Raw genomic sequence first — 22,691 nt, forward strand, 5'->3', positions numbered from 1 at the left:
TGCGGGTTCCGAGCGGAAACACCCGCAACAACTGAGCACTCAACGAGCTATGAAGTGCCTCACGCCTCCGGCAGGGCGAGCCTCCAAGCGCTGGCCAGCGCGTCGCCGTCGAACACCATGCGGAGCTCCTCCCCGGGCTGCGGGTAGATGCGCAGCGTGGTCGCGACGCCGCCGCTCCGGTAGATCTCCAGCAGCGAGGCATCGACGAACACGCGGAGCTCCTGGCCCGTGGCCAGCTCCTCGCGGAGCAGCACCGTCTCCCCCAGCCGGACGGTCACCGTCGACTCCGCCCGCGCGACGACGGACGCCTCGCCCTGCGCAGGCAGCGTCACCGCACGATCGGTGAAGGGCAGCTCGCCGGCGCGGCAGGCGTCCACCTCGGCGACCGGGGCCACCTCGAGCCGGCCGTCGACCAGACGAAGGGTCCGCGGGTGGGTCAGCACGCCGGCCCAGCCCGCGGCGTCGATCTCGTCCTGGGTGCGGCCCCGGCGGCCGTCACGGCCCGGACCTTCGTTGGCCCAGCCGGAGAGGAGCACCCGCGGCGTCCCGTCCTCGGCGTCCTCGAGCTGGGCGATCTGCGGGGCGTAGAAGTCACGGCCGAGGTCCGACTTGCCACCCGAGACCGCGGTGAAGACCGGAAGACCCGTCTCCGGGTCCGCGGTCATACGGCCCACCAGGTGGCCGGTTCCGAGGGCGTGCTCGTGGAAGTCGTCTTTCTGCCAGAGCGAGAACATCGCGAGCCACGCGGTCCCGCCCTCGCCGTCGGGGATGCGCACCAGCTGGGGGCATTCCCAGATCTCGGCCAGATTCGCAGGGGCGTTGACGGGATTGTCCGTGGTGAGCCAGATCCCCAGGTACTCCCAGGCATCCAGGTCGGCGACGCGGTACAGGAGCAGCGCGGCGCGCCCGTCGGCCAGTCCGGCGCCCTGGATGGCGTACCGCGTGCCCTCGAAAGTGAAGAAGAACGGGTCCCGCACCGCGGTGACCTGAGGGTCCTCCGGCATGGAGGCCGCTACGTGCCCGGTCTGAACCCAGTCCACCAGGTCCTCCGAGCCACGCGCGATCACCACCTGGGAGGCGCCGCCGTCGGCACGCACGCCCGAGTAGGCCGCGGTGGGGACGCCGCCGTCGAGCGTGACGACGCCGGTCCAGCAGCCGAAGTCATCCGGCCCGCCGTCCTGCGGCTTCAGCGCCACGGGGTGCTCCTCCCAGCGCACCAGGTCCGTGCTGCTCACATGCCCCCACTGGATGCGGTGGTGCCGCGCGGACTCCGGGTTGTACTGGAAGAACACGTGGTAGCGGCCGTTGACGTGGCTGACGCCGTTGGGATCGTTGATCCAGCCCTGCGCCGGACGGGGGTGGAGACGCGGGAAGTACGGATCCGGGTGCTCCGCCGCCGTCCTGGCGAAGGAGAGGGCTGCAGGCTGGGTCACGGAGGAGGTCCTTTCGGGGAGGTGCGGGGAGGCGGACGGGTCCCTTCCCCGCCACGACGCGAGCATGGCGGCGAAGGGACCCGAGCCGTTCGAGGAGGTGGTTACTTGCCGATGCCGGAGGTGAGCCCGGCCCGCAGGGTGCGCTGGCCGAAGATGAACACCACGAACGCCGGGATCATGGACAGGATCACTCCCGCCAGGACCACGGAGATGCTGCCGGTGCCCATGTTGCCCTGGAGGGAGACCAGGCCCAGGGGCAGGGTGAAGTTCTGCTCCGAGATGGTCATGATCAGGGGGCGGAAGAACTCGTTCCAGTGGTAGTTGAAGGCGAGGATGCCCACGATCGCCAGGCCCGGCATGGCCAGCGGCGCGTACACGGAACGGAACGTCCGCCACGGGGTGGCGCCGTCGATCGCGGCGGCTTCCGCGAGGTCCGGCGGCAGGCCCAGGAAGTACTGGCGCATGAGGAACGTGCCGAACGCCGTCGGGATGGCCGGGATGATCAGGGCCAGCAGCGTGTCCGAGATGCCCATGCCGCGGATCAGGAGGAAGACCGGGACGATCGTGACCTGCAGCGGCACCATCATGGTGGCCAGGATGACGGAGAACAGGGCGCTCTTGCCCTTGAACTCCAGCTGGGCGAAGGCGTACCCGGCCAGGGCGGCGGAGGCCATCTGGCCGAGGGCCACCAGGCCCGTGACGAGTGCGCTGTTCAGGACCAGCAGGCCCATGTTGAGCTGCTTGAACACCTGGGCGTAGGACGTGAAGTCCGGGTTCCAGGGGATGAAGCTCGGCGGCAGATTGAAGGATTCGCTCGGCAGGCGCAGTGAGGTGGACAGGGTCCACAGCACGGGCCCGATGGTGAACACGGCGGCGATCGCCAGGATGACGATCCGTCCGGTCATGCTCCAGTCGATGCGACGGCGGGTTTTCGGTGCGGGGTCCACGGTGGAGGTGCCACGGGGCCGGAGAGTCTGGGTGGTGGTCATGGCGGGCCTCACTGGTAGAAGACGAAGCGCTTGCTGAGACGGAACTGCGCCGCCGTGATCAGCATGATGATGATGGTCAGGATGACGCCCAGAGCCGAGGCCTGGCCGAATTCGAGGCGCTGGAACGCGGTCTCGAAGATCACCATGACCGCGGTGCGGGTGGAGTCACCCGGTCCGCCGCCGGTGAGGACGTAGGGCTGGTCGAAGACCTGGAGCGCCGAGATGATCGCCATGACCGACGCCACCAGGGTGGTGGGGCTGAGGAGGGGCAGGGTGATCTGGACGAGCTTGCGCCAGCCGGTCGCGCCGTCGAGGGACGCCGCTTCGTAAGTCTCGGTGGGGATCGACGCCAGGCCGCCCAGGAAGAGCAGGAAGGAGAAGCCGAAGTTCTGCCACACGTAGACCAGGACGATCACGGCCGCGGATCCCGTGGGGCTCGTGAGCCAGGGCACCGAGGGGATATTGAGCAGGGACAGCAGCCAGTTCACCACGCCGAACTTCTCATTGAAGAGGTACTTCATGAAGATGGACACCGAGGCGGCCGAGAGGACGAGCGGGAAGAACAGCGCGCTGCGGAAGAAGCTGCGGAGCCAGTTGGGGAGCTTCTCGGTGACCAGGACGGCCAGACCGAGGGCGATGCCCAGCTGCAGCGCCACGGCCACCACCACGAAGAGGATCGTGTTGACGAACGAGACCTGGACCGTGGGGCTCTGGGCCACTTCGGCGAAGTTGGCGAAGCCCACGAATTCGGGGGCGGAGATGATGTCCCAGTGGAAGAAGGCCAGGACGATCGAGGCCACGATCGGGATGAGCGTGAAGATGCCCATGCCCGCGATGGTGGGTGCCAGGAAGACCCACGGGAGCCAGCGTTGTTGTTTCATCAGTTCCTCCCGAGGGCCAGGTCGAGATCCCGCTCGAGGGACTTCATGGCGTTCTTGAGCTGGGCCTGGTCACCGGAGACGGCCAGCGAGACGTTCTTGATCAGCGCGGTCTCCACGGCGGCCTGCTCCGGCGGCGCCGGGATGGGGCCGGTGGACGGGAACTTGTCCAGGGTGTCGTAGAAGACCTTCCAGTGCTTCGGCCCCTTGCCGGAGTACAGGGCCTCGTTGACCATCGACCGCCGGGTGGGCGTGGTGGTCGGCAGGGCGAAGGCCACTTCCATGGCCGGCTTGGAGGCCGCCCACTTCACGAACTCCCAGGCGGCGTCCTTGTCCTTGGCCGTCTTCATGATGGCGTAACCGGCGGTGCCGAACTGGTGCCGCTGCGTGCGCCACTGGGGGAAGAAGGAGACGTCGAACTCGTCCTCCTTCATGCCCGCCTCATGCAGACCCTCCACCCAGTAGCCGCCCGCGGGCGTGCTGCCGATGCGGCCGGAGGCGAAGAGCCCCACCAGGGAATTGCCGCCACCCTCTTCGGGGCGGACACCCAGGCCGTCCTTGACCAGCCCGCGCAGGAAGTCGAAGGACTCCTCCACGCGGGAGTCGAGGGCGTTCGGGGACTCCCAGAGCGAACCGCCCGCGCGCATCTTGCTGCTGGGGTCGTTCTTGTAGAAGCCGTCCCAGAGCCAGCGGCCGCCACTGGCCTTGGTCTCCTTCAGGAAGCTCGTGTCGTTGATGTAGAGCCACGGCACCACGCCGCCGAAGAGACGGTTGGTCCAGTAATACGGGGTGAAGTCGCTGCCGTTGGCCTGCTTCATGGAGCTGAGCATGTTCCGGAAGTCCAGGTGGCTCCAGTCCGCCGGAGGAAGCTCCAGTCCGGCCTTCTTCAGGGCGGAGGTGTTGAAGTACATGTTCGCGGCGTTCCAGTCGAGCGGAAGCTGGTACAGGCTGCCCTTGTACATCATGGCTTCCACGAGGCTCGGATGGACGTCGTCGAAGTACTCCTGGAGCACCGAGGCATCGCGCTGCACGAAGCGGTCCAGCGGCTCGGCGAGGCGTTCGGCGAAGAGCTGCGTGCCTTCGGTGGCGACGTACACCAGGTCCGGCGATTGACCGGCGGCGACCATGGTGAGGAGCTTGACGAAGAAGTCCTTCCAGTCCACGGACTGGATGGCCTGCACCTTGACCTTGATCTCGGGGTGCACCTTGTTGAAGTCGGCCACGAGCTTCTCGCGGGCGGCCGCGTCCGCCTTGGTGCCCTGGATGACGATGCTGAGGCTGTTGTCGCCCCGGCCGGGGATGTCGGCTGCGGTCAGACGCGGCCACGACGCCGCTGTCACCCCCACCACTCCGACTCCCAGGGCGCCGAGCGCGGCACGGCGGGTGATGTCCCCGACCGCTCCCACTTTGCTTGCCATGAGTTGTACCTTTCCTGGTGCGACGTCGCACCTAACACGTGTTAGGTAGATTAGGTTCCACGCGCCCTTTGTGTCAAGGATCACTTTTTGTCAAGTCGCTGAACTGCGGAAACAGTCTTCATCCTCGCTGACGACGACGCCGGGCCGGCTCGCCGGGCGTTCGCCCCGGCGTGGAGCGGGGCGCAGCGCCGGCGGACCACGGCAGCCTCGGGATCCCCACCTCACCGATCCCGGTGGCAGGCACGATCCGGCAGGGTTCCCGGTATCGTGATCTCACACCACGAGCTTCCCAGGGGGTTCCATGACGACGAAGCCGACTCCGGAAGAGATCACGGTCGCTCTCCATCGCGCGATGGATGCCGCCACCGGGCTCAGCATGGACGACATCAGCAACGTTCAATCGTTCATCGATGCGGGCGAGTGGGAGCTGGCCTTCGAGATCCTGTGCACGCAGATCTACGAATGGGACGTGGCCTTGAAGAGCAGCGTCATTCGCGAGCTCGAGCATCTCGGTTCCGCGCTTGGAGCCGCACCTGAATACACAGACTGCCTGTGGGAGGACGCCGTCGAGGGCTGAGTTCGGGCCCTAGTCCGCTTGAGGAGCACCGACGGGCACTGGACGTCCGGGGCCTGACGATGGCCAGGAAAGCCGGCGTACCGGCGGCTTCCAGATTCCTGTGTCACGCTGGACCCATGTCACCGATCAGCACGCTCGAGCACCGGGGAGCCCGCCAAGGCCGCGGCTCCGCCTGGCGCCCGCTCGCCCTGGCCTTCGGCGCCGTCCTCGGAGCACTCGGAATCCTCTGGATGTACCGTTTCTTCGTCCGGACCGTGGACGGTCAGACCCTCGACGCCCTGGTGCTGTCCCAGGCCAGAGCCATGAGCGGCGGGCGTCTGGACAAGGTGACCACGGCGGTCCTGGACAACCTCCCGGCGGCATCCATCATCCTGGCCGCGATCATCGTCGGACTGGTCGCGTTCGTCGGCAGACGGTGGACACCGGCACTGTGGGCCGTCATCGCGGCGGTCGCGGCGAACCTGGCGACGCAGGTCCTGAAGTACACCGTGTTCAGCCGCCCGGATCTCGGCGTCGAGACACCCACCAACAACTCCCTGCCCTCCGGGCACACCACTCTGGCCGCCAGCGCCGCCGCGGCCGTGACCCTGGCCGTTCCGCCCCGCTGGCGCCCGCTCGCGGCCGCGCTCGGCGGCACTTTCGCCTTCGTCTCGGGCGCGTCCACGGTGGTCAACCTCTGGCACCGTCCCGCGGATGTGGCTGCGGCGCTGCTCGTGGTGGGCGCGGTCTCCGCCCTCACCGCCATCCCGGTCCTGCTGCATGAGGCGCGGCACCCGGAACCCGCCGGCGGCGGCGCCTCCCGCGTGCTGTCCAACCGGCGTTTCTGGTCCACGGTCACCCTGCTGATCGCGGTGCTGAGCGCCGCGGCCGCCGTCGTCTTCCCCCAGCTGCCGCTCGGCTCGCTGAGCATGACCGGCAGCGACGGGGTGGACACCCGCGCCTTCTGGTCAGGCGTCGCGGCGATCTCCGCCGTCGCGTACACGGTGTCCTGGGCGGGCGTCCTCCTGCTGAGCCGCCCGAAGCGGTAGCCTGCGCGTCAGCTCACCCCGAGCAGGTGCTCCACCGCGGAGAGGAAATGTTCGCGGCGGTCGGGCACGCCCTCCCAGCGCACGAGCGCCTGGGCGTTGAGCCCGTCGATCATGCCGAGCACCTGCCAGGCCACGGCGGCCGGATCGGGCGCCGAGTAGACCCCCGCACGCACCCCGTCCCGGATGACACTCCGGAGCAGCTCCTGCCACGCGTCCATCTCCTCGCGGACGGCCGCGGCGAGGGCTTCATTGCGGCGGCCCAGACCCCAGGCCTCGACCCAGACGGCGGTGACGGGCAGCCGCTCCGAGTCCAGCGAACTGGCGAGCACGGCGCGCAGGCGCAGTGCGGCGTCGTCGAGATCCGCCATCGACCGCTCCACCTCGACCCGGTCCTCCGCGGCGATCCGCGCGAAAGTGGCCGCCACGAAATCCTCGATCCGCGGCTCGTAGTGCGCCACGAGCCCGGACGCCACCCCCAGCTGCCGGGCCACCCGGCGCAGCGTGATGGCCGCGAGCCCTTCTTCCAGCGCGACGACGGCGGCCGCCTCCCGGATCTCGGCGTGCCGTTCGGCGGGACTCTTGCGCACGCGGGGCGCCTGCCGCGCGGACGTCTCCGGGGAGTTTTTCGTTGACATGGTGGCCCCAGTCTAGCTACCGTTGAACTAATTGATCACTCGATCAACAAATAGCATCCGCCCTCAAGGGAGACACCATGGCCCGCATCGACGTCGTCGAAGCCTCCATCGCGCAGCTGCGCGCCGCCCTCGACTCCGGCGAGACCACCGCCGTCGAGCTTCTGGACGCCTACCTCGCCCGCATCGAGGCCTACGACGGCGAGCTCCACGCCGTCGTGGTCATGAATCCCGCCGCCCGCGCGGACGCCGAAGCCTCGGACGCCCGGCGCGCCGCCGGCGAGACGCGCGGCCCTCTGGACGGGATCCCCTACACCGCGAAGGACTCGTACCTCGCGAAGGGCCTCACCGCCGCGGCAGGCTCCCCCGCCTTCCAGGCCCTGGTCGCGCAGAAGGACGCCTTCACCATCGAGCGGCTGCGCGGCGCCGGCGCGGTGCTGGTCGGTCTGACGAACATGCCGCCCATGGCCAACGGCGGGATGCAGCGCGGCGTCTACGGCCGTGCCGAGAGCCCCTACAACGGCGACTTCCTCACGGCGGCCTTCGGGTCCGGCTCTTCCAACGGCTCCGGAACCGCGACCGCCGCCAGCTTCGCCGCCTTCGGCCTCGGCGAGGAGACGTGGTCCAGCGGCCGCGCCCCGGCGTCGAACAACGCACTGTGCGCCTACACGCCCTCCCGCGGCGTCATCTCCGTGCGCGGCAACTGGCCGCTCGTCCCCACCATGGATGTCGTTGTGCCGCACACCCGCAGCATGGACGACCTGCTGGAGGTCCTGGACGTGATCGTCGCCGATGACACCGAGACCCGCGGCGACTTCTGGCGCGTCCAGGAGTTCGTGGACGTCCCGGCGTCGTCGGAGGTCCACCCGGCGTCCTACCCGGCTCTCGTCCCCGCCGACCGCGGCGAGCGCGCCGCCCTGCTGCGCGGCAAGCGCTTCGGCGTGCCGAAGATGTACATCAACAAGGACGACGACGCCGGCACCCTCGCCGAGGGTGAGGCGCCGTCCGCGCGGGGCATCGGCGGCCCCACGGGGCAGAAGATCGACACGCGGGCTTCGGTGATCGCCCTGTGGGAGGCGGCCCGCCGGGACCTCGAAGCCGCGGGTGCCGAGGTCGTGGAGGTCGACTTCCCCGTGGTGTCGAACTATGAGTCGGACCGTCCGGGCGCACCGAGCATCACGACCCGTGGATTCGTCTCCCCGGAGTACCTGCAGGAGGAGATCGTCGATCTCTCCGCCTGGAGCTGGGACGACTTCCTCGCCGCCAACGGCGACCCGGCGCTCAACAGCCTGGCCCAGGTGGACGGAGCCTCGATCTTCCCGCACCCGGAGGGCGCGCTCCCGGACCGCTACACGGGCTTCGACGACGACATCGCCGAGTACCCCGCAGTCGTGGCCGAGCGGCCGATCACCCATCCGCGCGAACTGTACACCCTGGAATCCGGGCTCCTGGGCCTGGAGAAGACCCGACGCGTGGACCTCGAGGAGTGGATGGACGGGTTGGGCCTGGACGCCGTGATCCTGCCGGCCGCGGCCGATGTCGGACCGGCCGACATGGACGTGCGGGAGGAGTCCGCGGATCTCGGATGGCGGAACGGGGTGTGGGTGTCGAACGGCAATCTGGTCCCACGTCACCTCGGCATCCCCACGGTCACGGTGCCGATGGGCACCATGGCGGACATCGGCATGCCGGTCGGGCTGAGCTTCTGGGGCAAGGCCTACACGGACAACGAACTCCTGGCCCTGGCCGCCGCGTTCGAGGCCACCGGCGAGCGCCGCACCGAACCCCCGCGGACGCCGCGCCTGGGCTGAGGCCGGGGCGGACCGGCCGGGCGGGGTCTCAGCGGGGTCTCAGCGGCGTCCCAGCGGCGTCCCAGCAGCGGCTCGCCGGTACCGCGAGTTCGTGGTTTCCCGGGCGAGCCCGCCGAATTCGTGGATTCCAGGTGAGTTCGTGGGCACAGTCCACGAACTCACCTGGAACCCACGAACTCAGCTCGCGGACGCCCCGGTTCCGGGCTCCTTCAGCTCGTCGGCGTAGGCCGCGACCGGGCGCGAGTACAACGGGAGCGTCGGTGCGAGCGCAGCCAGGGCGACCTGCAGAGCCTCCCGGGAACGGCCGGCGTCGAACAGCGCCAAGGCGAGGAAGGCCCGCGACGCCGAGCCCGTCGTCGGGTCCTCCGGAAAGTCCTCCAGGAGGCTCACGGCCTCCGGCGCGCGTCCGACGTTCCGCAGGGAACTGGCCAGCTGGATGATCGCCTGCGGTCTGCGTTCACCGCCCAGACCGCCGTCGAGCGCCGCCTGATACAGCGGAATCGCCCGGCTTTCGTACCCCAGGAAATCGTGGACCGAGGCGAGTTCGTACAGGACGGCCGGGTCGCCTTCCGGCCGCTCCCGGGCGAGGTCCTTCATCGCGGCGAGGAGGATTTCCGGATCGCGGCCGTCTGCGTCGGCCCAGAAGGCGGCGATCCGCCCGTCCCATGTTTCATCCATCCAGGCATTCTGGCATGCCCGGAAAATACGGCAAGCGAGCACGGCTGAGTTCGTGGTTTCCGGGCGAGTTCGCGGGCCCAGTCCACGAACTGACCCGGAACCCACGAACTCAGCGCCGATCGGACAGCATGAAGGCCGCCCGGGAGTGCCCGGACGGCCTTCATGATGGTCGGAGTGGCGGTCGAAGTGGCGGTCGGCGTGGTGCTCGGAACCGCCACTCAGTTCTGGTGGTCGCCGCCGTCGCTGCTCTCACGCTGCTGAAGGTAGTCCTCGCCGTCCTCGGTGCGCACGACTTCGTACTCCTCGGAGACCTGCTCGATCGCGGCCTTGTCGGCCGGGCTGGGTTCCTTGACGGGACCCGGGTTGGGCGTCCGCTCGGCATCGCCGAGGACGGCGCCGAGTCCCTGCGACGACGGCGTCACCTCATCCTCGGCCACGGCGTCGTCGGCCGACTGCCGTTCGACGGGCTTCCCTGAATTGCGTTCTTCATTCCTGGCGTCGTTCATCCTGTCCCCTTTCCGGAGCCGTCCCGAGAGAGATGCCGAACAGTGCGGCCACCCACTTCCCTCGACAGCCATAAATGCTCGATCGTCGAGCTTTCAGGCTATCCAGAAGCGAACGACGGTGGCAAGGGGGCACTTCCGGGCTTCCGGCGCCAGCTCGCGCCGCCCTACGCCGTGACGCGGAGCCTTCGGATGAAGTGCCGGGACTGCTCCGGGCCGTACGGGAGCACCGGAATGGCCTTGGTGGCGTCGTCGGGCGTCTCGCGCGTGGCCTGGTGCGCCTGGCGGACCGCCATCGCCATGGTGTCCGCCATGGTCTTCACTTCGCGGTCGTCCATCGGAGCGCCATGACCGGGGACCAGGTACTCGTAGCGGTGGCGCAGCGCCGAGATATGCCGCAGGGCGTCCGCCCAGTCCACCGGATAGGAGTCCTCGAACGCCGGGTAGCCGCCGTGTTCGACCAGGTCACCCGCATAAAGGGTCGTCGCGGAGCCCACCAGGAGGTCGCCGTCGGTATGGCCTCGCCCCAGGTGGAAGAGCCCCACGCTCCTGCCACCCAGATCCACCAGGACCGGCTGATCCCGGACGATCGCCTGCGGCACCACGAGTGCCGTCGCGTCGCCCTCGCCGGCCGCCATCTCAGGCTCGAAGACCTCCACCGCCGGACGCTGCGCCTCGCCGGATTCCTCGATGGCGCGGGCGGCGTTCTCATGAGCCCAGAACTCGGTGACTCCCGCCTCCTCGAACACGGCATTGCCGAAGAAGTGGTCGTAGTGCGCGTGGGTGTTCACCACCACGAGCGGCAGATCGGTCACGCCGCGCACCGCCTCCAGGATCTCCCGGCCCTGCCGCGGACCGCATCCGGTGTCGATGACGAGGGCCCTCTCCTGCCCCACCACCAGCCCGGTGTTGAGAAACTCCGCCTCCGTGGTCAGGACGTAACTGCCCTGCCCCAGATCTCGCAGACCGACATCGTGCACCGCCACGGAAACCTCCTGTATCGCCGGTGAGCAGGCACGCGGGCCGACTCCCTGGATGTCGCTCATCGTACCTCCGCTCCCTGCCGCTTCCCTGAGACACGCGTAGGCGGGACGGCCCTGCGCTGGGGAGGCGAGGAGCCGTGTGACTCGCGCGACCGGACCCTGGATGGCTTAATGGCCACGGTCGACGGCGTTCAGGGAAGGGGCCGGCATGCACAAGTGGGCACTGACCTGCTTCGCCGCGGTGGGCGCGGTCGCGGAGGGCCTCCAGCTCATCGCGCTGATGTGGACCACGCTCCATCTCACCGGCAGCGCCTCGGTGGTCGGGGTGGTGAACGCCTTCGCCTACCTTCCGGGCGTCATCGCGGGTGTGGCGCTGCGCCGCGCCTTCGACCGCGGCTCCGCGATCACCACCCTGAGCCGGACGAACTGGATCTGCGTGGCCTTCTCGCTGGCTCTCGCGGCCACCGTCATGACCGGATTGCCGACGGCGGCGCTCATCACCCTCTTCTGCGCCTCGCAAGCGGCCCTGAGCATCGCCAAACTCGCCAACAAGAGCGCGCTGGCCCGCGCGCTCCGGCAGATCATCGGACGGCCGGACCTCCCCGCGGTCCAGGGGCGGATCTCCTCGACCACGATCATCGGCGGCGTGATCGGCAGCGGGGTGTCCGGCCTGCTCCTGGCCCTCGTCGGCGCCGCGTGGTGTTTCGCCGCCGCGGGTGCGCTGTACGCCGTGAGCGTCCTGCTCATCCGCGCCCTGGGCCGTGGCGATCGGGCGGAGGCGGCCGACGGCGGACCGGCGCGGGCCGTGCGGCCAGGCGCGCCGCAGAGTGGGGCGCCGTCGTCGGGCGCGGAGGTCTCCGTCATCGGCGCCGAGAGCGCACCGCAGCCCCTCGACGGCGGACGGCTGCTCGCACTCGTGCTCCTCGTCTCGATCCCCAGCAGCGGTGCACTGCAATTCGTCACCGCCCTCCTGCCCTCCTACGCGAACGCCGTCGTTCCCGGATCCGCCCCGTTCTACTCGGCGCTGGACATCTCCGCCATGCTGGGCGGCGTCCTCGCCGGAGCGCTCCTCGGCCCCTCGGCCCGCGTCCGGAGGATGGTCCAGCGCTACGCCCTGGTGACCGGCGGCGTGCTGTGCCTGCTCCTGGTGCCGCACTGGCCGGCCGTGGTGTCGGTCCTCCTGGTCGGCATCGCCGCCCTGGTCATCACGGCCCACGTGGTCGGCATGCAGATCGCGACCAACCAGCTGGCCCCGGACGGCGAGATCGGCCGGTACATGGCGGTCCGGAATGCGGGCGCCGGACTCGCCAAAGCCGTCTTCTCGGTGGCCGCCGGAGTGCTGGCACAGATCGCCGGCGTGCCATCGGCCTGGCTGGCACTCGCGGGCCTCCTCATCGCGGTGGCCGCCGCCTTCAGCCTGAGCCCGGCCTGGCGGAGATTCACGGCGGCTTGAGACGTTCGCCGAGAGCCGATCCCCCACCCCCTCTCCAGCGCTTCCCGTCCCACTAGGCTGGGGTCATGACCGCAACACCACACGCTCCTCAGCCGCCCCGCGCCAAGAAAGTCCCCGTCGAACGCTCCCACCACGGGGACCTGTTCGTGGACGATTACGAATGGCTCCGGGACAAGGAGAACGCCGAGGTCGTGCAGCACCTCGAGGCGGAGAACGCCTACCAGGAGGCCGTGACCGCGGACCAGGAGCCCCTCCGTGAGGCGATCTTCCAGGAGATCAAGGGCCGCACTCTTGAGACCGACCTCTCGGTGCCCGGGCGCAAGGACGGCTGGTGGTACTTCACACGGACCGCCGAGGGCAAGGACTACCCGGTGTTCTGCCGCGTGGCGGCAGCGGACTCCGGCGACGCCCTGGCCGACTGGACGCCGCCGGTGGTGGCGGCCGACGTCGTGCTCGACGGCGAGCAGACCCTCCTGGACGGCAACGCGGAAGCCGAGGGGCAGCCGTTCTTCTCCGTGGGCGGCACGGCCGTGACGCGGGACGGCACCCTGTACGCCTACGCCGTGGACAACGCCGGCGACGAGCGTTTCACCGTCCGCATCAAGGACCTCCGGACGGGCGAGCTCCTGCCGGACGTGATCGAGGGAGCCTTCTACGGGCTCGCCTTCTCCCCTGACGGCACGCGCCTGTTCTACACGGTGGTGGACGAGACCTGGCGTCCGCACCAGGTCCGCAGCCACACCCTGGGCACCCCGGTGGAGGAGGACGAGCTCGTCTACCAGGAGGACGACCCCGGCATGTGGCTCGGCTTCGAGCTGTCCGCCGAACGGACCCACCTGGTGGTCGCGTCGTCCTGCTCCGAGTACAGCGAAGTGCGCCTGCTCGACTTCGCCGATCCGGGCGCCGGCCTGCGCACCGTGATCCCCCGCGACGCGCGGATCCTCTACGAGGCGGAGCCGTTCGTCCTGGTGACGGAGGACGACGGCGAGCCCGTGGACGGCGTCCTGCTGACCCACGACCGCGACGCCGTGAACTCCATGGTCTCCTTCGTCGCATGGGACGAGCTGTCCCGACCGCTGGAGGACCAGCAGTGGATCACGCTGGTGCCGCACTCCGACGACGTCCGCGTCAACGGAACCGCGATCCTGAAGGACTTCGTCGTCCTCTCGGCGCGTCAGGACACCCTGGAACGCGTGCAGTTCCTGCCCCGCGAAGGCCTGGGCACCTCGCGGCAGGCCGAGCCGGTGGAACCCGTCTTCGACGAGGAACTGTTCACGTCCTACCTGAGCGGCGCCGACTTCGCAGCGCCCATGGTGCGCCTGAGCTACACGACCTTCTTCACACCGACCCGGGTGTACGACTTCGTGCTTCCGACGGCGGCGGCCCCGTCCGGTGAGCTGCTGCTGCGCCGCGAACAGCCCGTGCTCGGCGGTTACGACCCGTCCGACTACGTGGCCACCCGCGAGTGGGCCACGGCCTCCGACGGGACCCGCATCCCCCTGTCGGTGCTGCGCCACCGTTCGGTGCAGCCGGACGGGACGGCCCCGGGCCTCGTGTACGGCTACGGCTCCTACGAGGTCAGCATGGACCCGGCCTTCGTGGTCTCACGGCTCTCCCTGCTGGACCGTGGCATCGTGTTCGTGGACGCCCACATCCGTGGCGGCGGCGAGCTCGGCCGGCGCTGGTACGAACAGGGCAAGAAGCTCGCCAAGAAGAACACCTTCACGGACTTCATCGCCGCCACGGACCACCTCGTGGCTGCGGGCTGGGTGGACCCGCAGCGGGTCGCCGCCCTGGGCGGCTCGGCCGGCGGCCTCCTCATGGGCGCCGTCGCCAACCTGGCGCCGGAGAAGTACGCGGCGATCGTGGCGCAGGTGCCGTTCGTGGACGCGCTGACCACCATCCTCGATCCGGAGCTGCCGCTCTCCGCCCTCGAATGGGAGGAATGGGGCAACCCGATCACGGACCCCGAGGTCTACGCGTACATGAAGAGCTACACGCCGTACGAAAACATCCGGGAGACCGCGTACCCGAAGATCGCGGCGGTCACGTCCTTCAACGACACCCGGGTGCTGTACGTGGAGCCCGCCAAGTGGGTCCAGGCGCTCCGGGACAGGAACACCGGCTCCGAGCCCGTGGTCCTGAAGATCGAGATGGAGGGCGGCCACGGCGGCGCCTCCGGCCGCTACGTCCAGTGGCGCGAGCGCGCCTGGGACTACGCCTTCATCACGGACGCCCTGGGCGCCCGTGAGTTGCTGCCGGGTGCGGGACCGCGGTAGACCCCGCCACCATCACGCGCGCTGAAGGCCCGCTCCGTTCTCGGGGCGGGCCTCCAGTGTGTCCGGGCGACCTCCGTCAGCCGACCTGGAACCAGTACCGGCGGAACCCGTCCCGCGTGTCCTCGTACTGGCCGTCGTTGCCCTCGATCACGGCGCGGGAGGCCTCGTTCTCCTCGACGCACGTGACCAGGACGTCCTGGATGCCCAGGCCCGGGGCGAGCCGCAGGGATTCGGCGAGCGCCTTGGTCGCGACACCCCGGCGACGCGCGGAGGGCCGCACCGAGTAGCCGATGTGGCCGCCGTAGTTGAACAGGAAGTCGTTGAGGTCGTGCCGGATGGCCAGGAAGCCGAGGATCTCGTCCTGGCCGTCCTCCACGATCCAGTAGTAGCTGCAGTGCACCCGGCCCGGAGCCGGTTCCACGGACGTGTCACCCTCGGTGAGCCGCTGCTTCAAGTACTGTTCGAACCCGTCCCGGCTCAGGTTCGGCGCGGCCACTTCCTGGTTGAATCCGGAGCCGTCCAGAGGGCCGTCGCCGAAGTCGTGCAGGCAGTCCTTCCAGGCGTCGTAGGCGTCGGCGTGGGGCGCGATCAGAGTCAGCATCCCCTCATTGAAGCAAACTCCGTGCGCTCCGTCTTGTCACGCGCCCGGCCCGCCTCAGCGGGCCTTGCCCAGCCGGTACTCCAGGTTCCTCTTCACGGCGGCCCACTCCCCCGCCAGGATGGAGAACACCACGGTGTCCCGCAGCACCCCCTCGGGCGTCAGGGCCTGGCTGCGCAGCACCCCGTCCTGCTTCGCGCCGAGCCGGGCGATCGCTTCGCGCGACTGGTGATTGAGCCAATTGGTCCGGAATTCCACCGCCACGCAGCCCACCGTCTCGAAGGCGTGGCGCAGCAGCAGGTACTTGGAATCGGCGTTGGTGCCGGTGCCGTGAGCCGAGCGGCGGTTCCACGTCGAACCGATCTCCAGCCGGGGCAGCGCATGGTCGATGTTCATGAAACTCGTCATCCCGAGCACCTGGCCGGTCGCGTTGGAGAAGGCCGTGAAGGGCAGCATGCTGCCCGTCTCCTGCAGTGCCAGGCGACGGTCGATCTCGGCCCCCATCGCCTCCGGACGCGGCACGGAGGTGTACCAGAGGTTCCACAGCTCGCCGTCGTGGACGGCCTCGACCAGCCCGGCTTCGTGGTCCCGGCTCAGGGGTTCGAGGGTGACGTATTTCCCGCGCAGCGTCACGGGATCGATTTTTTGCACGAGGACTATTGTGCGGCCCGGACGGCCCGGATTCCAAGGGGTTCACCAAGCGTTCATCTGCACCGGCGAAGCTCCGGAAACGACGACGGCGGCGCCTCCCGCGTAGGGAGGCGCCGCCGTCGTGCGCTCAGTCCGTCCGGGCCGGGACCGCGGGTCCCGGCAACCGGTGGACTGTCAGCTGAAGAGTTCGTTCTTCGGCTTGTTGTTCCGCACCTTGAGCCAGCCGAGCCACAGGAGCAGCGCGAACAGCGGCACGGTCGCGAGGGTCCAGGCGCCGAGGTAGAACACGCTGCCGTCGGAGCCCTTGGTGGTGTCGAAACCGATCAGCACGGTGATGATCAGGAGCGCCACGAGACCGGCCCAGCTGGTCCAGGGCGAACCCGGCATGGGGAGGCTGGAGACCTCGCCCTTCTTCTTCCGGAGCATGATCTGGCAGGCGAAGATCGAGCCCCAGGTGAAGATCACGCCGATCGACGCGGTGTTGAGCGCCAGGTCGAAGGCGTGGGAGCCACCGAGCCAGACGTTCAGGATGATGCCGACGAGGTAGAACGCGCCGATCGCCAGGATGGCCGCGAACGGGATGTGCCGCGAGGACATCTTGGTGAGCCACTTCGGGGCGTGCCCGTTGTTGGCCATGGTGCGGAAGATGCGGCCGATCGAGTACAGGCCGGAGTTGCAGGAGGACAGTGCCGCGGTGATGACGATGAAGTTCATGACATCGCCCATCCACGGCAGGCCCATCTGGCCGAACACGGTGACGAAGGGACTGGTGCCGGCCTTGTACTGGTCGCTCGGGAGGAGCATGGCCAGCAGGGTCACGGAGCCGACGTAGAAGACCACGATGCGGATCACGACGGCGCGGATCGCCTTCGGCACCTCGCGGGCCGGGTTCTGCATCTCACCGGCGGTGATGCCCACCAGTTCGATCGCGTTGTAGGCGAAGATGACGGCGTTGAGCACGAGGACCATGACCAGAGCGCCATGCGGGAACATGCCGCCGTCGCCCGCGAAGAGGTTGGCCGGGCTGGCGTGCGAGGGGCCGACCTGGGCGTTCATGACGACCAGGACGGTGCCGACCACGAGGAAGATCAGGATGGCGCCGACCTTGAGGACGGAGGCCCAGAACTCGAACTCGCCGAAGGCCTTGACCGAAAGGAGGTTCACGGCCACCAGGAGGACGAGCGCCGCGATGGCGGAGATCTCCACCGGGACGTTCGGGAAGAAGTACTGGAAGTAGAGGCCGATGGCGATCAGCTCGGCGATGCCGGTCATGCCCCAGTTCAGGAAGTACATCCAGCCGGAGAGGAACGCGCCCTTGGAGCCGAAGAGCTCGCCTGCGTAGGACACGAACGACCCGGAGGTCTGGCGGTACATGATGAGCTCGCCCAGGGCCCGCATGAGGAAGTAGGCGATCACGCCGGCGATGGCGTAGGAGAAGATCAAAGCCGGGCCGGTGGAGGCGAGACGCCCGCCGGCTCCCATGAAGAGTCCGACGCCGATGGCCCCGCCCATGGCGATCATGGTCACGTGACGGCGGCTCAGGGACTTGCTGTAACCCTCGGCGCTGAGAGTGGTGCTGTCTGCGGCGCTGGAACCCTGCCTGTTGGCCTGGCCCTCGGTGCGCTCCTGCTGCGTTGTATCTGACACGGTAGACAAGTGTACGGACCCTTCACCGAACGTGATTTGACTAACACGCGCTTGAGTCGCACATCACACTGATCATGCGGCCCGCACGTGGGAGGATATTCGCCGGACTTCGACAGCTGGGCAGGCCGATTCCCGCAGTTTCCAACATTTGACGAATGTTTCAGAGTCAGATGTCGGGTTCCGTCCCCGGAAACACGGAAATCCCCCGCCCGGCGCTGGTCGCCGAGCGGGGGATTTCAGACTGGAGCCCAGGGTCGCGGGGCCGGGGATCAGTGCCGTCCGCGGCCTCGCACGGTCAGCAGGGTCACGGCGCCGATTACCAGGAACCCGAACGCGGCGAGCGCGGTGGGCAGCAGCGCCGAGGAGGCGCCCGTGACGGCGAGGTCACCGTTGCCGGTGGCGGTCGGCGTCGCGGAGCCGTTCACGGGAGCGCTCGTCGAGGACGACGACGGCGTGGCCACGGGGGCCGTGCTGGTCGCCGGAGCGGAGGTGACGGGGCTCGAGGTCGCCGGAGCGGACGTCGCCGGGGCGGACGTGCTGGTCTCGGTCGGGACCGGCGAAGTGGCCGTCTCGGTCGGCACCGGCGAAGTGGCCGTCTCCGTCGGCACCGGAGACGTGGCGGTCTCGGTCGGGACCGGAGACGTGGCAGTCTCCGTCGGCACCGGAGACGTGGCGATTTCGGTCGGGACAGGCGATGTGGCCGTCTCCGTCGGAACCGGCGAGGACGTCGTCGGCTGCGGGGTCGGGTCGACGGTGCAGGTGGTCAGCTCATCCGGGAACGGGTAGGCATGCACCTCGGACCCGCTGCCGCCGTGGACGAAATCGCCGTTGACGTAGACGCGGCCGTTGTAGCCGGGCACGTCGATGGTCGTGGTGCCGGCCCCGCTCGGGACCAGCATCGAGCCGGGCACCTGGGCCGATCCCGTCACGTGGACGTTCTGCGCCTCGGTGTAGTTCCACAGCATGTGGCCGGCGAGCTCGCCGAACGTGGAGTCGCTGATCGGCACGGGGACGCCGTTGAGGAGGAGGGCGTTCAGGCCCAGGGTCACCTGCGGACCGCCGGTGACGTTGATGATCATGCGCGACTTCGCCGGCACGTTTTTGACCTCGAGCGACCGCACCGCGGTGCCCAGCGCCTTGCCGTCGAGGGTGAAGACCTGGGTCGCGGAGGTGCCGTCGCCCACCAGGTCGATCCCCCAGCCGGTCACGGAGACCGTGCCCGTTGCGGGCAGCGCCGCATAGGAGGCCGACGTCGTCTGGATGCGGGCCGGAAGGCCGCGGAAGGCGTCAGCGGCGGACGAGTCGTTCGTGGTGACCTTGCCGCCGTTGGTGCTGAGCTTGGCCACGGTCACGTCGCCGCCGGCGGAGATCGCGCCTCCACCGGGGGGTGTTGTTGGCCCCGACGTCGACCGTCACGCCGGAGCTCGCGCTCAGCGAGCCGCCGACCACCAGGTGGTCCGTGCCCGGCTGCGGCCACAGGCCGGAACCGACGCCGGCCGTGCCGACGTTGTAGATGCCGCTGGCCTTGGTCACGGACGCGTTGCCGAGCACGACGGCCTTGCCTTCCATCTCCGCGGCGTTCTGCACGACCGTGAAGCCGCCCTTGACGAAGAGGTTCGGGCTGTTGTCGTAGCCTTCGGGCGCAGGATTCGCGTCGATCCCGGGCAGCGTCTGGATGCAGTTCACCGCAGCCGCGACGGCGGCCGGTGCGCTCTGGACCGCGAGAGTTCCTGCGGCAAGGAGGGCGGCGACCCCGGCCGCCAGCGAGAAAGTGGGCGCGCCGATGCGGCGCAGACTGGATTTCATCAGAAGAAGAACCTCGGTGGCTCGATGCCGCGCACCGCCCCCAGTGCGCCGACTCATGGTCATGTGGACATAGACGTCAACGTCACTGAGAGTATTCTATCGTTTATTTGGAGAGGGTTCGCCGGGCATAGTATGCACCCATGACCGCCAATGCCCTCCCAGCGTCCGTCTCCGACACCTTCGACCCCCGCCAGTGGCGCGTGGTGGACGGCTTCGATTTCACGGACCTGACGTATCACCGGCAGGTGGAGCGGGACGAGGACGGCGCCGTCATCCGTGACCTCCCCTGCGTCCGGATCGCCTTCGACCGGCCCGAGGTGCGCAACGCCTTCCGCCCTCACACCGTCGACGAGCTCTACCGGGCCATGGACCACGCCCGCATGACGCCCGACGTCGCCACCGTCATCCTCACCGGCAACGGCCCCTCCCCGAAAGACGGCGGCCACGCCTTCTGCTCGGGCGGCGATCAGCGCATCCGCGGCCGTGACGGTTACAAGTACGCCGAGGGCGAGACGAGCGAGACCGTGGACCCGGCACGCGCCGGACGCCTCCACATCCTCGAGGTTCAGCGCCTCATGCGCACCATGCCCAAGGTGGTCATCGCCGTCGTGAACGGCTGGGCGGCCGGTGGCGGGCACTCGCTGCACGTCGTCTCGGACCTGACCATCGCATCCCGCGAATACGGCAAGTTCAAGCAGACCGACGCCACGGTGGGCAGCTTCGACGCGGGCTACGGCTCGGCGCTCCTGGCCCGCCAGGTGGGCCAGAAGAACGCCCGGGAGATCTTCTTCCTGGCCCGCGAGTACTCCGCCGAGGACATGGTCCGGATGGGCGCCGTGAACGAGGCCGTGCCACATGCCGAACTGGAGACCGTGGCCCTGGGCTACGCCCGGGACATCGCCCGCCAGTCCCCGCAGGCCATCCGCATGCTCAAGTTCGCCTTCAACCTCGCCGACGACGGTCTGGCCGGTCAGCAGGTCTTCGCCGGCGAAGCGACCCGCCTGGCCTACATGACGGACGAGGCCGTGGAGGGCAAGCAGGCGTTCCTCGAGAAGCGCGATCCCGACTGGTCCGACTTCCCGTACTACTTCTAGGCCCGCCTCCTTCTGACCCTTCCCCTTTCCAGGCCCTCGACACCCAGGACCCCATGCAGAACCTCGACCCCGTCCTCCACGACCTCGCCGCGGCCCTCCACGGCGAAGGCCCGGCCGTCGACTTCGGTGAGCGGATCGGCACGGTGCGGCTGCCCGGCCACCCGGACGCCGCCGCCGTCGTCCGCACGTCCGGTTCCACCGGCCGGCCCAAGGCCGTCGTGCTCTCCTCGGAGGCCCTGGCGGCCAGCTCCATGGCCACGGCCGTGGCCCTGCGGGGCGAAGGACAGTGGCTCCTGGCCCTGCCGCTGCACTACGTGGCCGGAGTCCAGGTCCTGGTCAGATCCCTCTTCGCCGGGACGCGACCGTGGGCCATGGACCTCTCGGGCGGTTTCACCCCGGAGGCCTTCGTGGCCGCCGCGGACGAGCTGACCGATCCGGTGCGCTTCACGTCCCTCGTCCCCACACAGCTCGCGCGGCTACTGGAGAATCCGGCCGAGGACACCCTGCGCGTGCTGCGCCGCTTCACCGCGATTCTGCTGGGCGGCGCCGCGGTCTCCCCCACGCTCCTGGCGCATGCCCGGGAGCTGGGCCTGAACGTGGTCACCACCTACGGTTCCGCCGAGACGTCCGGGGGCTGCGTCTACAACGGGCGGCCTCTGGAAGACGTCGAGGTGCGCCTCGTGGACGGCCGCGTGCACCTGGGCGGTCCGACCCTCGCGGACGGCTACCTGGACGATCCCCGGGCCACCGAGGACGCCTTCGTGGACCTCGACGGCGAACGGTACTTCCGCACGAGCGATCTGGGCGAACTGGACAGCGACGGCGTGCTGCGTGTGACGGGCCGCGTGGACGATGTGATCAATTCCGGCGGCAGCAAGGTCGCCGCGCTGGATGTCCAGCGGGCGCTGGAAGCGCTCGACGGCGTCGCGCAGGCGTTCGTCGGCGGTGTCCCCTCCGCCGAGTGGGGGCAGGCGGTGGCAGCCGCCGTCGTGCTGCGCCCCGGAGCCGCCGGCGACCCGACGGCACTGGCCGAAGCGCTGCGCGCGGACTTCGGCGCCCTGCGTCCACGGCTGGTGTCCGTCTGGGACGCACTGCCCCTGCTGGAGAACGGCAAAGTGGACCGGCAGGCGATCCTTGCCCGGCTCGCCTCCGAACATGGGGGAAAATAGCTACGGCGCATCCGCGCCGCAGACTCCGCGACAGCGGATTCTGAAACAGCAGATTCTGAAACAGCACCCGATGCCGAGCGAGAGGTAACCGTGGCTACAGCCGCCCAGTGGATCCAAGGGGCCCGGCCCCGCACCCTTCCCGCGGCGATCGCCCCCGTGGTGATCGGCAGCGCGGCGGCGTACCAGCTGCACGCCTTCAATCTCGTCAACGCGATTCTGGCGGCGGTCATCGCGCTCCTGCTCCAAGTCGGCGTCAACTACTCGAACGACTACTCGGACGGCATCCGCGGCACGGACGAGAACCGTGTCGGCCCGTTCCGTCTGGTCGGATCCGGGGCCGCCAAACCGCGCGCCGTGCTCATCGCGGCGCTGAGCTGCTACGGGCTCTCCATGGTGGCCGGCCTCGTCCTGGTCCTGCTCACGCAGACGTGGTGGATGATCCTGGTGGGCCTGGGAGCCGTCATCGCGGCCTGGGGCTACACGGGCGGCAAGAACCCGTATGGCTATCAGGGCCTCGGCGAGCTGTTCGTGTTCGTGTTCTTCGGCCTCGTGGCGACGCTCGGCACCACCTACACCCAGGCGGGGCACATCAGCCTCAGCGCGATCGTGGGCGCCGTCGGAACGGGCCTCATCGCCTGCGCGGTCCTCATGGCGAACAACGTGCGGGACATCCCCACGGACAAGGCCGCCAAGAAGTACACACTGGCCGTCCGGCTCGGCGATCGCCTGGCCCGCCGCACCTACGTGCTGATGCTCGCGGTCGCCATCCTGTCCTCGCTCATCCTGGTGCCGGAGAACCTCTGGATCCTCCTGGTGCTGCTGCTGATCCCGGCGGCCCTGCTCCCCTGCTGGCTCATGCTCTCCGGCCGGACCGGCAAGGCCCTGATCCCGGTGCTGCAGCAGACCGGCATGCTCAACCTCGGCTACGCGGCCCTGTTCGCCGTGGCGCTCATCCTCCAGCACGGGGTGTAGGGCCCGGGCCTGCCTGGCGGCCGGCCGAGTTCGTGGTTTCCGGCTGAATTCGTGGCTTCTGCCCGCGAACTCACCCGGAAACCACGAACTCG

Annotated in this window: 21 protein-coding genes; 8 read left to right on the plus strand and 13 right to left on the minus strand. The window is 69.2% G+C overall.

The window, feature by feature from the left end:
* Positions 1–59: 59 nt before the first annotated feature.
* From QFZ52_RS12695 to QFZ52_RS12710, 4 genes are all read right to left on the minus strand, one after another.
* Positions 60–1,433, minus strand: a complete 1,374-nt coding sequence (locus QFZ52_RS12695) for a glycoside hydrolase family 32 protein (protein WP_307497954.1) — start codon at positions 1,431–1,433, stop codon at positions 60–62.
* Positions 1,434–1,534: 101 nt separating this feature from the next.
* Positions 1,535–2,422 (minus strand): carbohydrate ABC transporter permease, encoded by an 888-nt coding sequence (locus QFZ52_RS12700; protein WP_307497955.1) that lies wholly within the window; start codon positions 2,420–2,422, stop codon positions 1,535–1,537.
* 8 nt (positions 2,423–2,430) lie between these two features.
* On the minus strand, positions 2,431–3,303 hold the full coding sequence (locus QFZ52_RS12705; RefSeq protein ID WP_307497956.1) for a carbohydrate ABC transporter permease: 873 nt from the start codon (positions 3,301–3,303) through the stop codon (positions 2,431–2,433).
* Positions 3,303–4,718 carry an extracellular solute-binding protein gene (locus QFZ52_RS12710; RefSeq protein ID WP_307497957.1) on the minus strand — a complete coding sequence of 472 codons (1,416 nt, stop codon included), beginning with the start codon at positions 4,716–4,718 and terminating at the stop codon, positions 3,303–3,305. The genes QFZ52_RS12705 and QFZ52_RS12710 overlap by 1 nt, the downstream gene beginning before the upstream one ends.
* Before the next feature lie 301 nt (positions 4,719–5,019).
* Between QFZ52_RS12710 and QFZ52_RS12715 the strand changes: the two genes are divergently transcribed.
* The gene (locus QFZ52_RS12715; RefSeq protein WP_307497958.1) at positions 5,020–5,295 is read left to right on the plus strand and encodes a MafI family immunity protein; all 276 of its coding nucleotides are present in this window, start codon (positions 5,020–5,022) and stop codon (positions 5,293–5,295) included.
* Between the two features lie 116 nt (positions 5,296–5,411).
* The gene (locus QFZ52_RS12720) at positions 5,412–6,323 is read left to right on the plus strand and encodes a phosphatase PAP2 family protein (protein ID WP_307497959.1); all 912 of its coding nucleotides are present in this window, start codon (positions 5,412–5,414) and stop codon (positions 6,321–6,323) included.
* Positions 6,324–6,331: 8 nt separating this feature from the next.
* Here QFZ52_RS12720 and QFZ52_RS12725 read toward each other — a convergent pair whose 3' ends face one another.
* Positions 6,332–6,958, minus strand: a complete 627-nt coding sequence (locus QFZ52_RS12725) for a TetR/AcrR family transcriptional regulator (protein WP_307497960.1) — start codon at positions 6,956–6,958, stop codon at positions 6,332–6,334.
* 77 nt (positions 6,959–7,035) lie between these two features.
* Here QFZ52_RS12725 and QFZ52_RS12730 point away from each other — a divergent pair, with 77 nt between their 5' ends.
* Positions 7,036–8,766: an amidase gene (locus QFZ52_RS12730; RefSeq protein WP_307497961.1), complete on the plus strand. Its 1,731-nt coding sequence runs from the start codon at positions 7,036–7,038 to the stop codon at positions 8,764–8,766.
* Between the two features lie 177 nt (positions 8,767–8,943).
* On the opposite strand, the gene QFZ52_RS12735 is transcribed toward QFZ52_RS12730, so the two are convergent.
* The 3 genes from QFZ52_RS12735 to QFZ52_RS12745 form a co-directional block, all read right to left on the minus strand.
* Positions 8,944–9,444, minus strand: a complete 501-nt coding sequence (locus tag QFZ52_RS12735) for a tetratricopeptide repeat protein (RefSeq protein ID WP_307497962.1) — start codon at positions 9,442–9,444, stop codon at positions 8,944–8,946.
* Between the two features lie 218 nt (positions 9,445–9,662).
* Positions 9,663–9,950, minus strand: coding sequence for a hypothetical protein (locus tag QFZ52_RS12740; RefSeq protein WP_307497963.1), 288 nt, complete (start codon positions 9,948–9,950; stop codon positions 9,663–9,665).
* A gap of 164 nt (positions 9,951–10,114) precedes the next feature.
* On the minus strand, positions 10,115–10,933 hold the full coding sequence (locus QFZ52_RS12745; protein ID WP_307497964.1) for an MBL fold metallo-hydrolase: 819 nt from the start codon (positions 10,931–10,933) through the stop codon (positions 10,115–10,117).
* Positions 10,934–11,138: 205 nt separating this feature from the next.
* Between QFZ52_RS12745 and QFZ52_RS12750 the strand changes: the two genes are divergently transcribed.
* Together QFZ52_RS12750 and QFZ52_RS12755 are read left to right on the plus strand one after the other, a co-directional pair.
* Positions 11,139–12,383: an MFS transporter gene (locus tag QFZ52_RS12750; RefSeq protein WP_307497965.1), complete on the plus strand. Its 1,245-nt coding sequence runs from the start codon at positions 11,139–11,141 to the stop codon at positions 12,381–12,383.
* Positions 12,384–12,448: 65 nt separating this feature from the next.
* Positions 12,449–14,662, plus strand: coding sequence for a S9 family peptidase (locus QFZ52_RS12755; protein WP_307497966.1), 2,214 nt, complete (start codon positions 12,449–12,451; stop codon positions 14,660–14,662).
* A 76-nt stretch (positions 14,663–14,738) separates the two neighbouring features.
* Here the strand turns inward: QFZ52_RS12755 and QFZ52_RS12760 are convergent, their stop codons facing one another.
* The 5 genes from QFZ52_RS12760 to QFZ52_RS12780 all read right to left on the minus strand — a co-directional run bounded on the left by QFZ52_RS12760 (position 14,739) and on the right by QFZ52_RS12780 (position 19,364).
* Positions 14,739–15,263 carry a GNAT family N-acetyltransferase gene (locus tag QFZ52_RS12760; protein ID WP_307497967.1) on the minus strand — a complete coding sequence of 175 codons (525 nt, stop codon included), beginning with the start codon at positions 15,261–15,263 and terminating at the stop codon, positions 14,739–14,741.
* 54 nt (positions 15,264–15,317) lie between these two features.
* Positions 15,318–15,911, minus strand: a complete 594-nt coding sequence (locus QFZ52_RS12765; RefSeq protein WP_307497968.1) for a GNAT family N-acetyltransferase — start codon at positions 15,909–15,911, stop codon at positions 15,318–15,320.
* Positions 15,912–16,085: 174 nt separating this feature from the next.
* Entirely contained in the window at positions 16,086–17,558 is a 1,473-nt protein-coding gene (locus tag QFZ52_RS12770; protein WP_307497969.1) for an amino acid permease, read from the minus strand.
* Between the two features lie 269 nt (positions 17,559–17,827).
* The gene (locus tag QFZ52_RS12775) at positions 17,828–18,904 is read right to left on the minus strand and encodes a choice-of-anchor A family protein (RefSeq protein WP_307497970.1); all 1,077 of its coding nucleotides are present in this window, start codon (positions 18,902–18,904) and stop codon (positions 17,828–17,830) included.
* On the minus strand, positions 18,846–19,364 hold the full coding sequence (locus QFZ52_RS12780) for a choice-of-anchor A family protein (protein ID WP_307497971.1): 519 nt from the start codon (positions 19,362–19,364) through the stop codon (positions 18,846–18,848). The genes QFZ52_RS12775 and QFZ52_RS12780 overlap by 59 nt, the downstream gene beginning before the upstream one ends.
* A gap of 140 nt (positions 19,365–19,504) precedes the next feature.
* On the opposite strand from QFZ52_RS12780, the gene QFZ52_RS12785 reads away from it, so the two are divergent.
* The 3 genes from QFZ52_RS12785 (at position 19,505) to QFZ52_RS12795 (ending at position 22,599) form a co-directional block, all read left to right on the plus strand.
* Positions 19,505–20,458 carry a 1,4-dihydroxy-2-naphthoyl-CoA synthase gene (locus QFZ52_RS12785; RefSeq protein ID WP_307497972.1) on the plus strand — a complete coding sequence of 318 codons (954 nt, stop codon included), beginning with the start codon at positions 19,505–19,507 and terminating at the stop codon, positions 20,456–20,458.
* A gap of 53 nt (positions 20,459–20,511) precedes the next feature.
* Positions 20,512–21,627 carry an AMP-binding protein gene (locus QFZ52_RS12790; protein ID WP_307497973.1) on the plus strand — a complete coding sequence of 372 codons (1,116 nt, stop codon included), beginning with the start codon at positions 20,512–20,514 and terminating at the stop codon, positions 21,625–21,627.
* A 90-nt stretch (positions 21,628–21,717) separates the two neighbouring features.
* Positions 21,718–22,599 carry a 1,4-dihydroxy-2-naphthoate polyprenyltransferase gene (locus QFZ52_RS12795; protein ID WP_278267272.1) on the plus strand — a complete coding sequence of 294 codons (882 nt, stop codon included), beginning with the start codon at positions 21,718–21,720 and terminating at the stop codon, positions 22,597–22,599.
* Positions 22,600–22,691: the final 92 nt, after the last annotated feature.

It is taken from the genome of Arthrobacter woluwensis (assembly GCF_030816155.1).
Lineage (GTDB): Bacteria > Actinomycetota > Actinomycetes > Actinomycetales > Micrococcaceae > Arthrobacter_E > Arthrobacter_E woluwensis_A.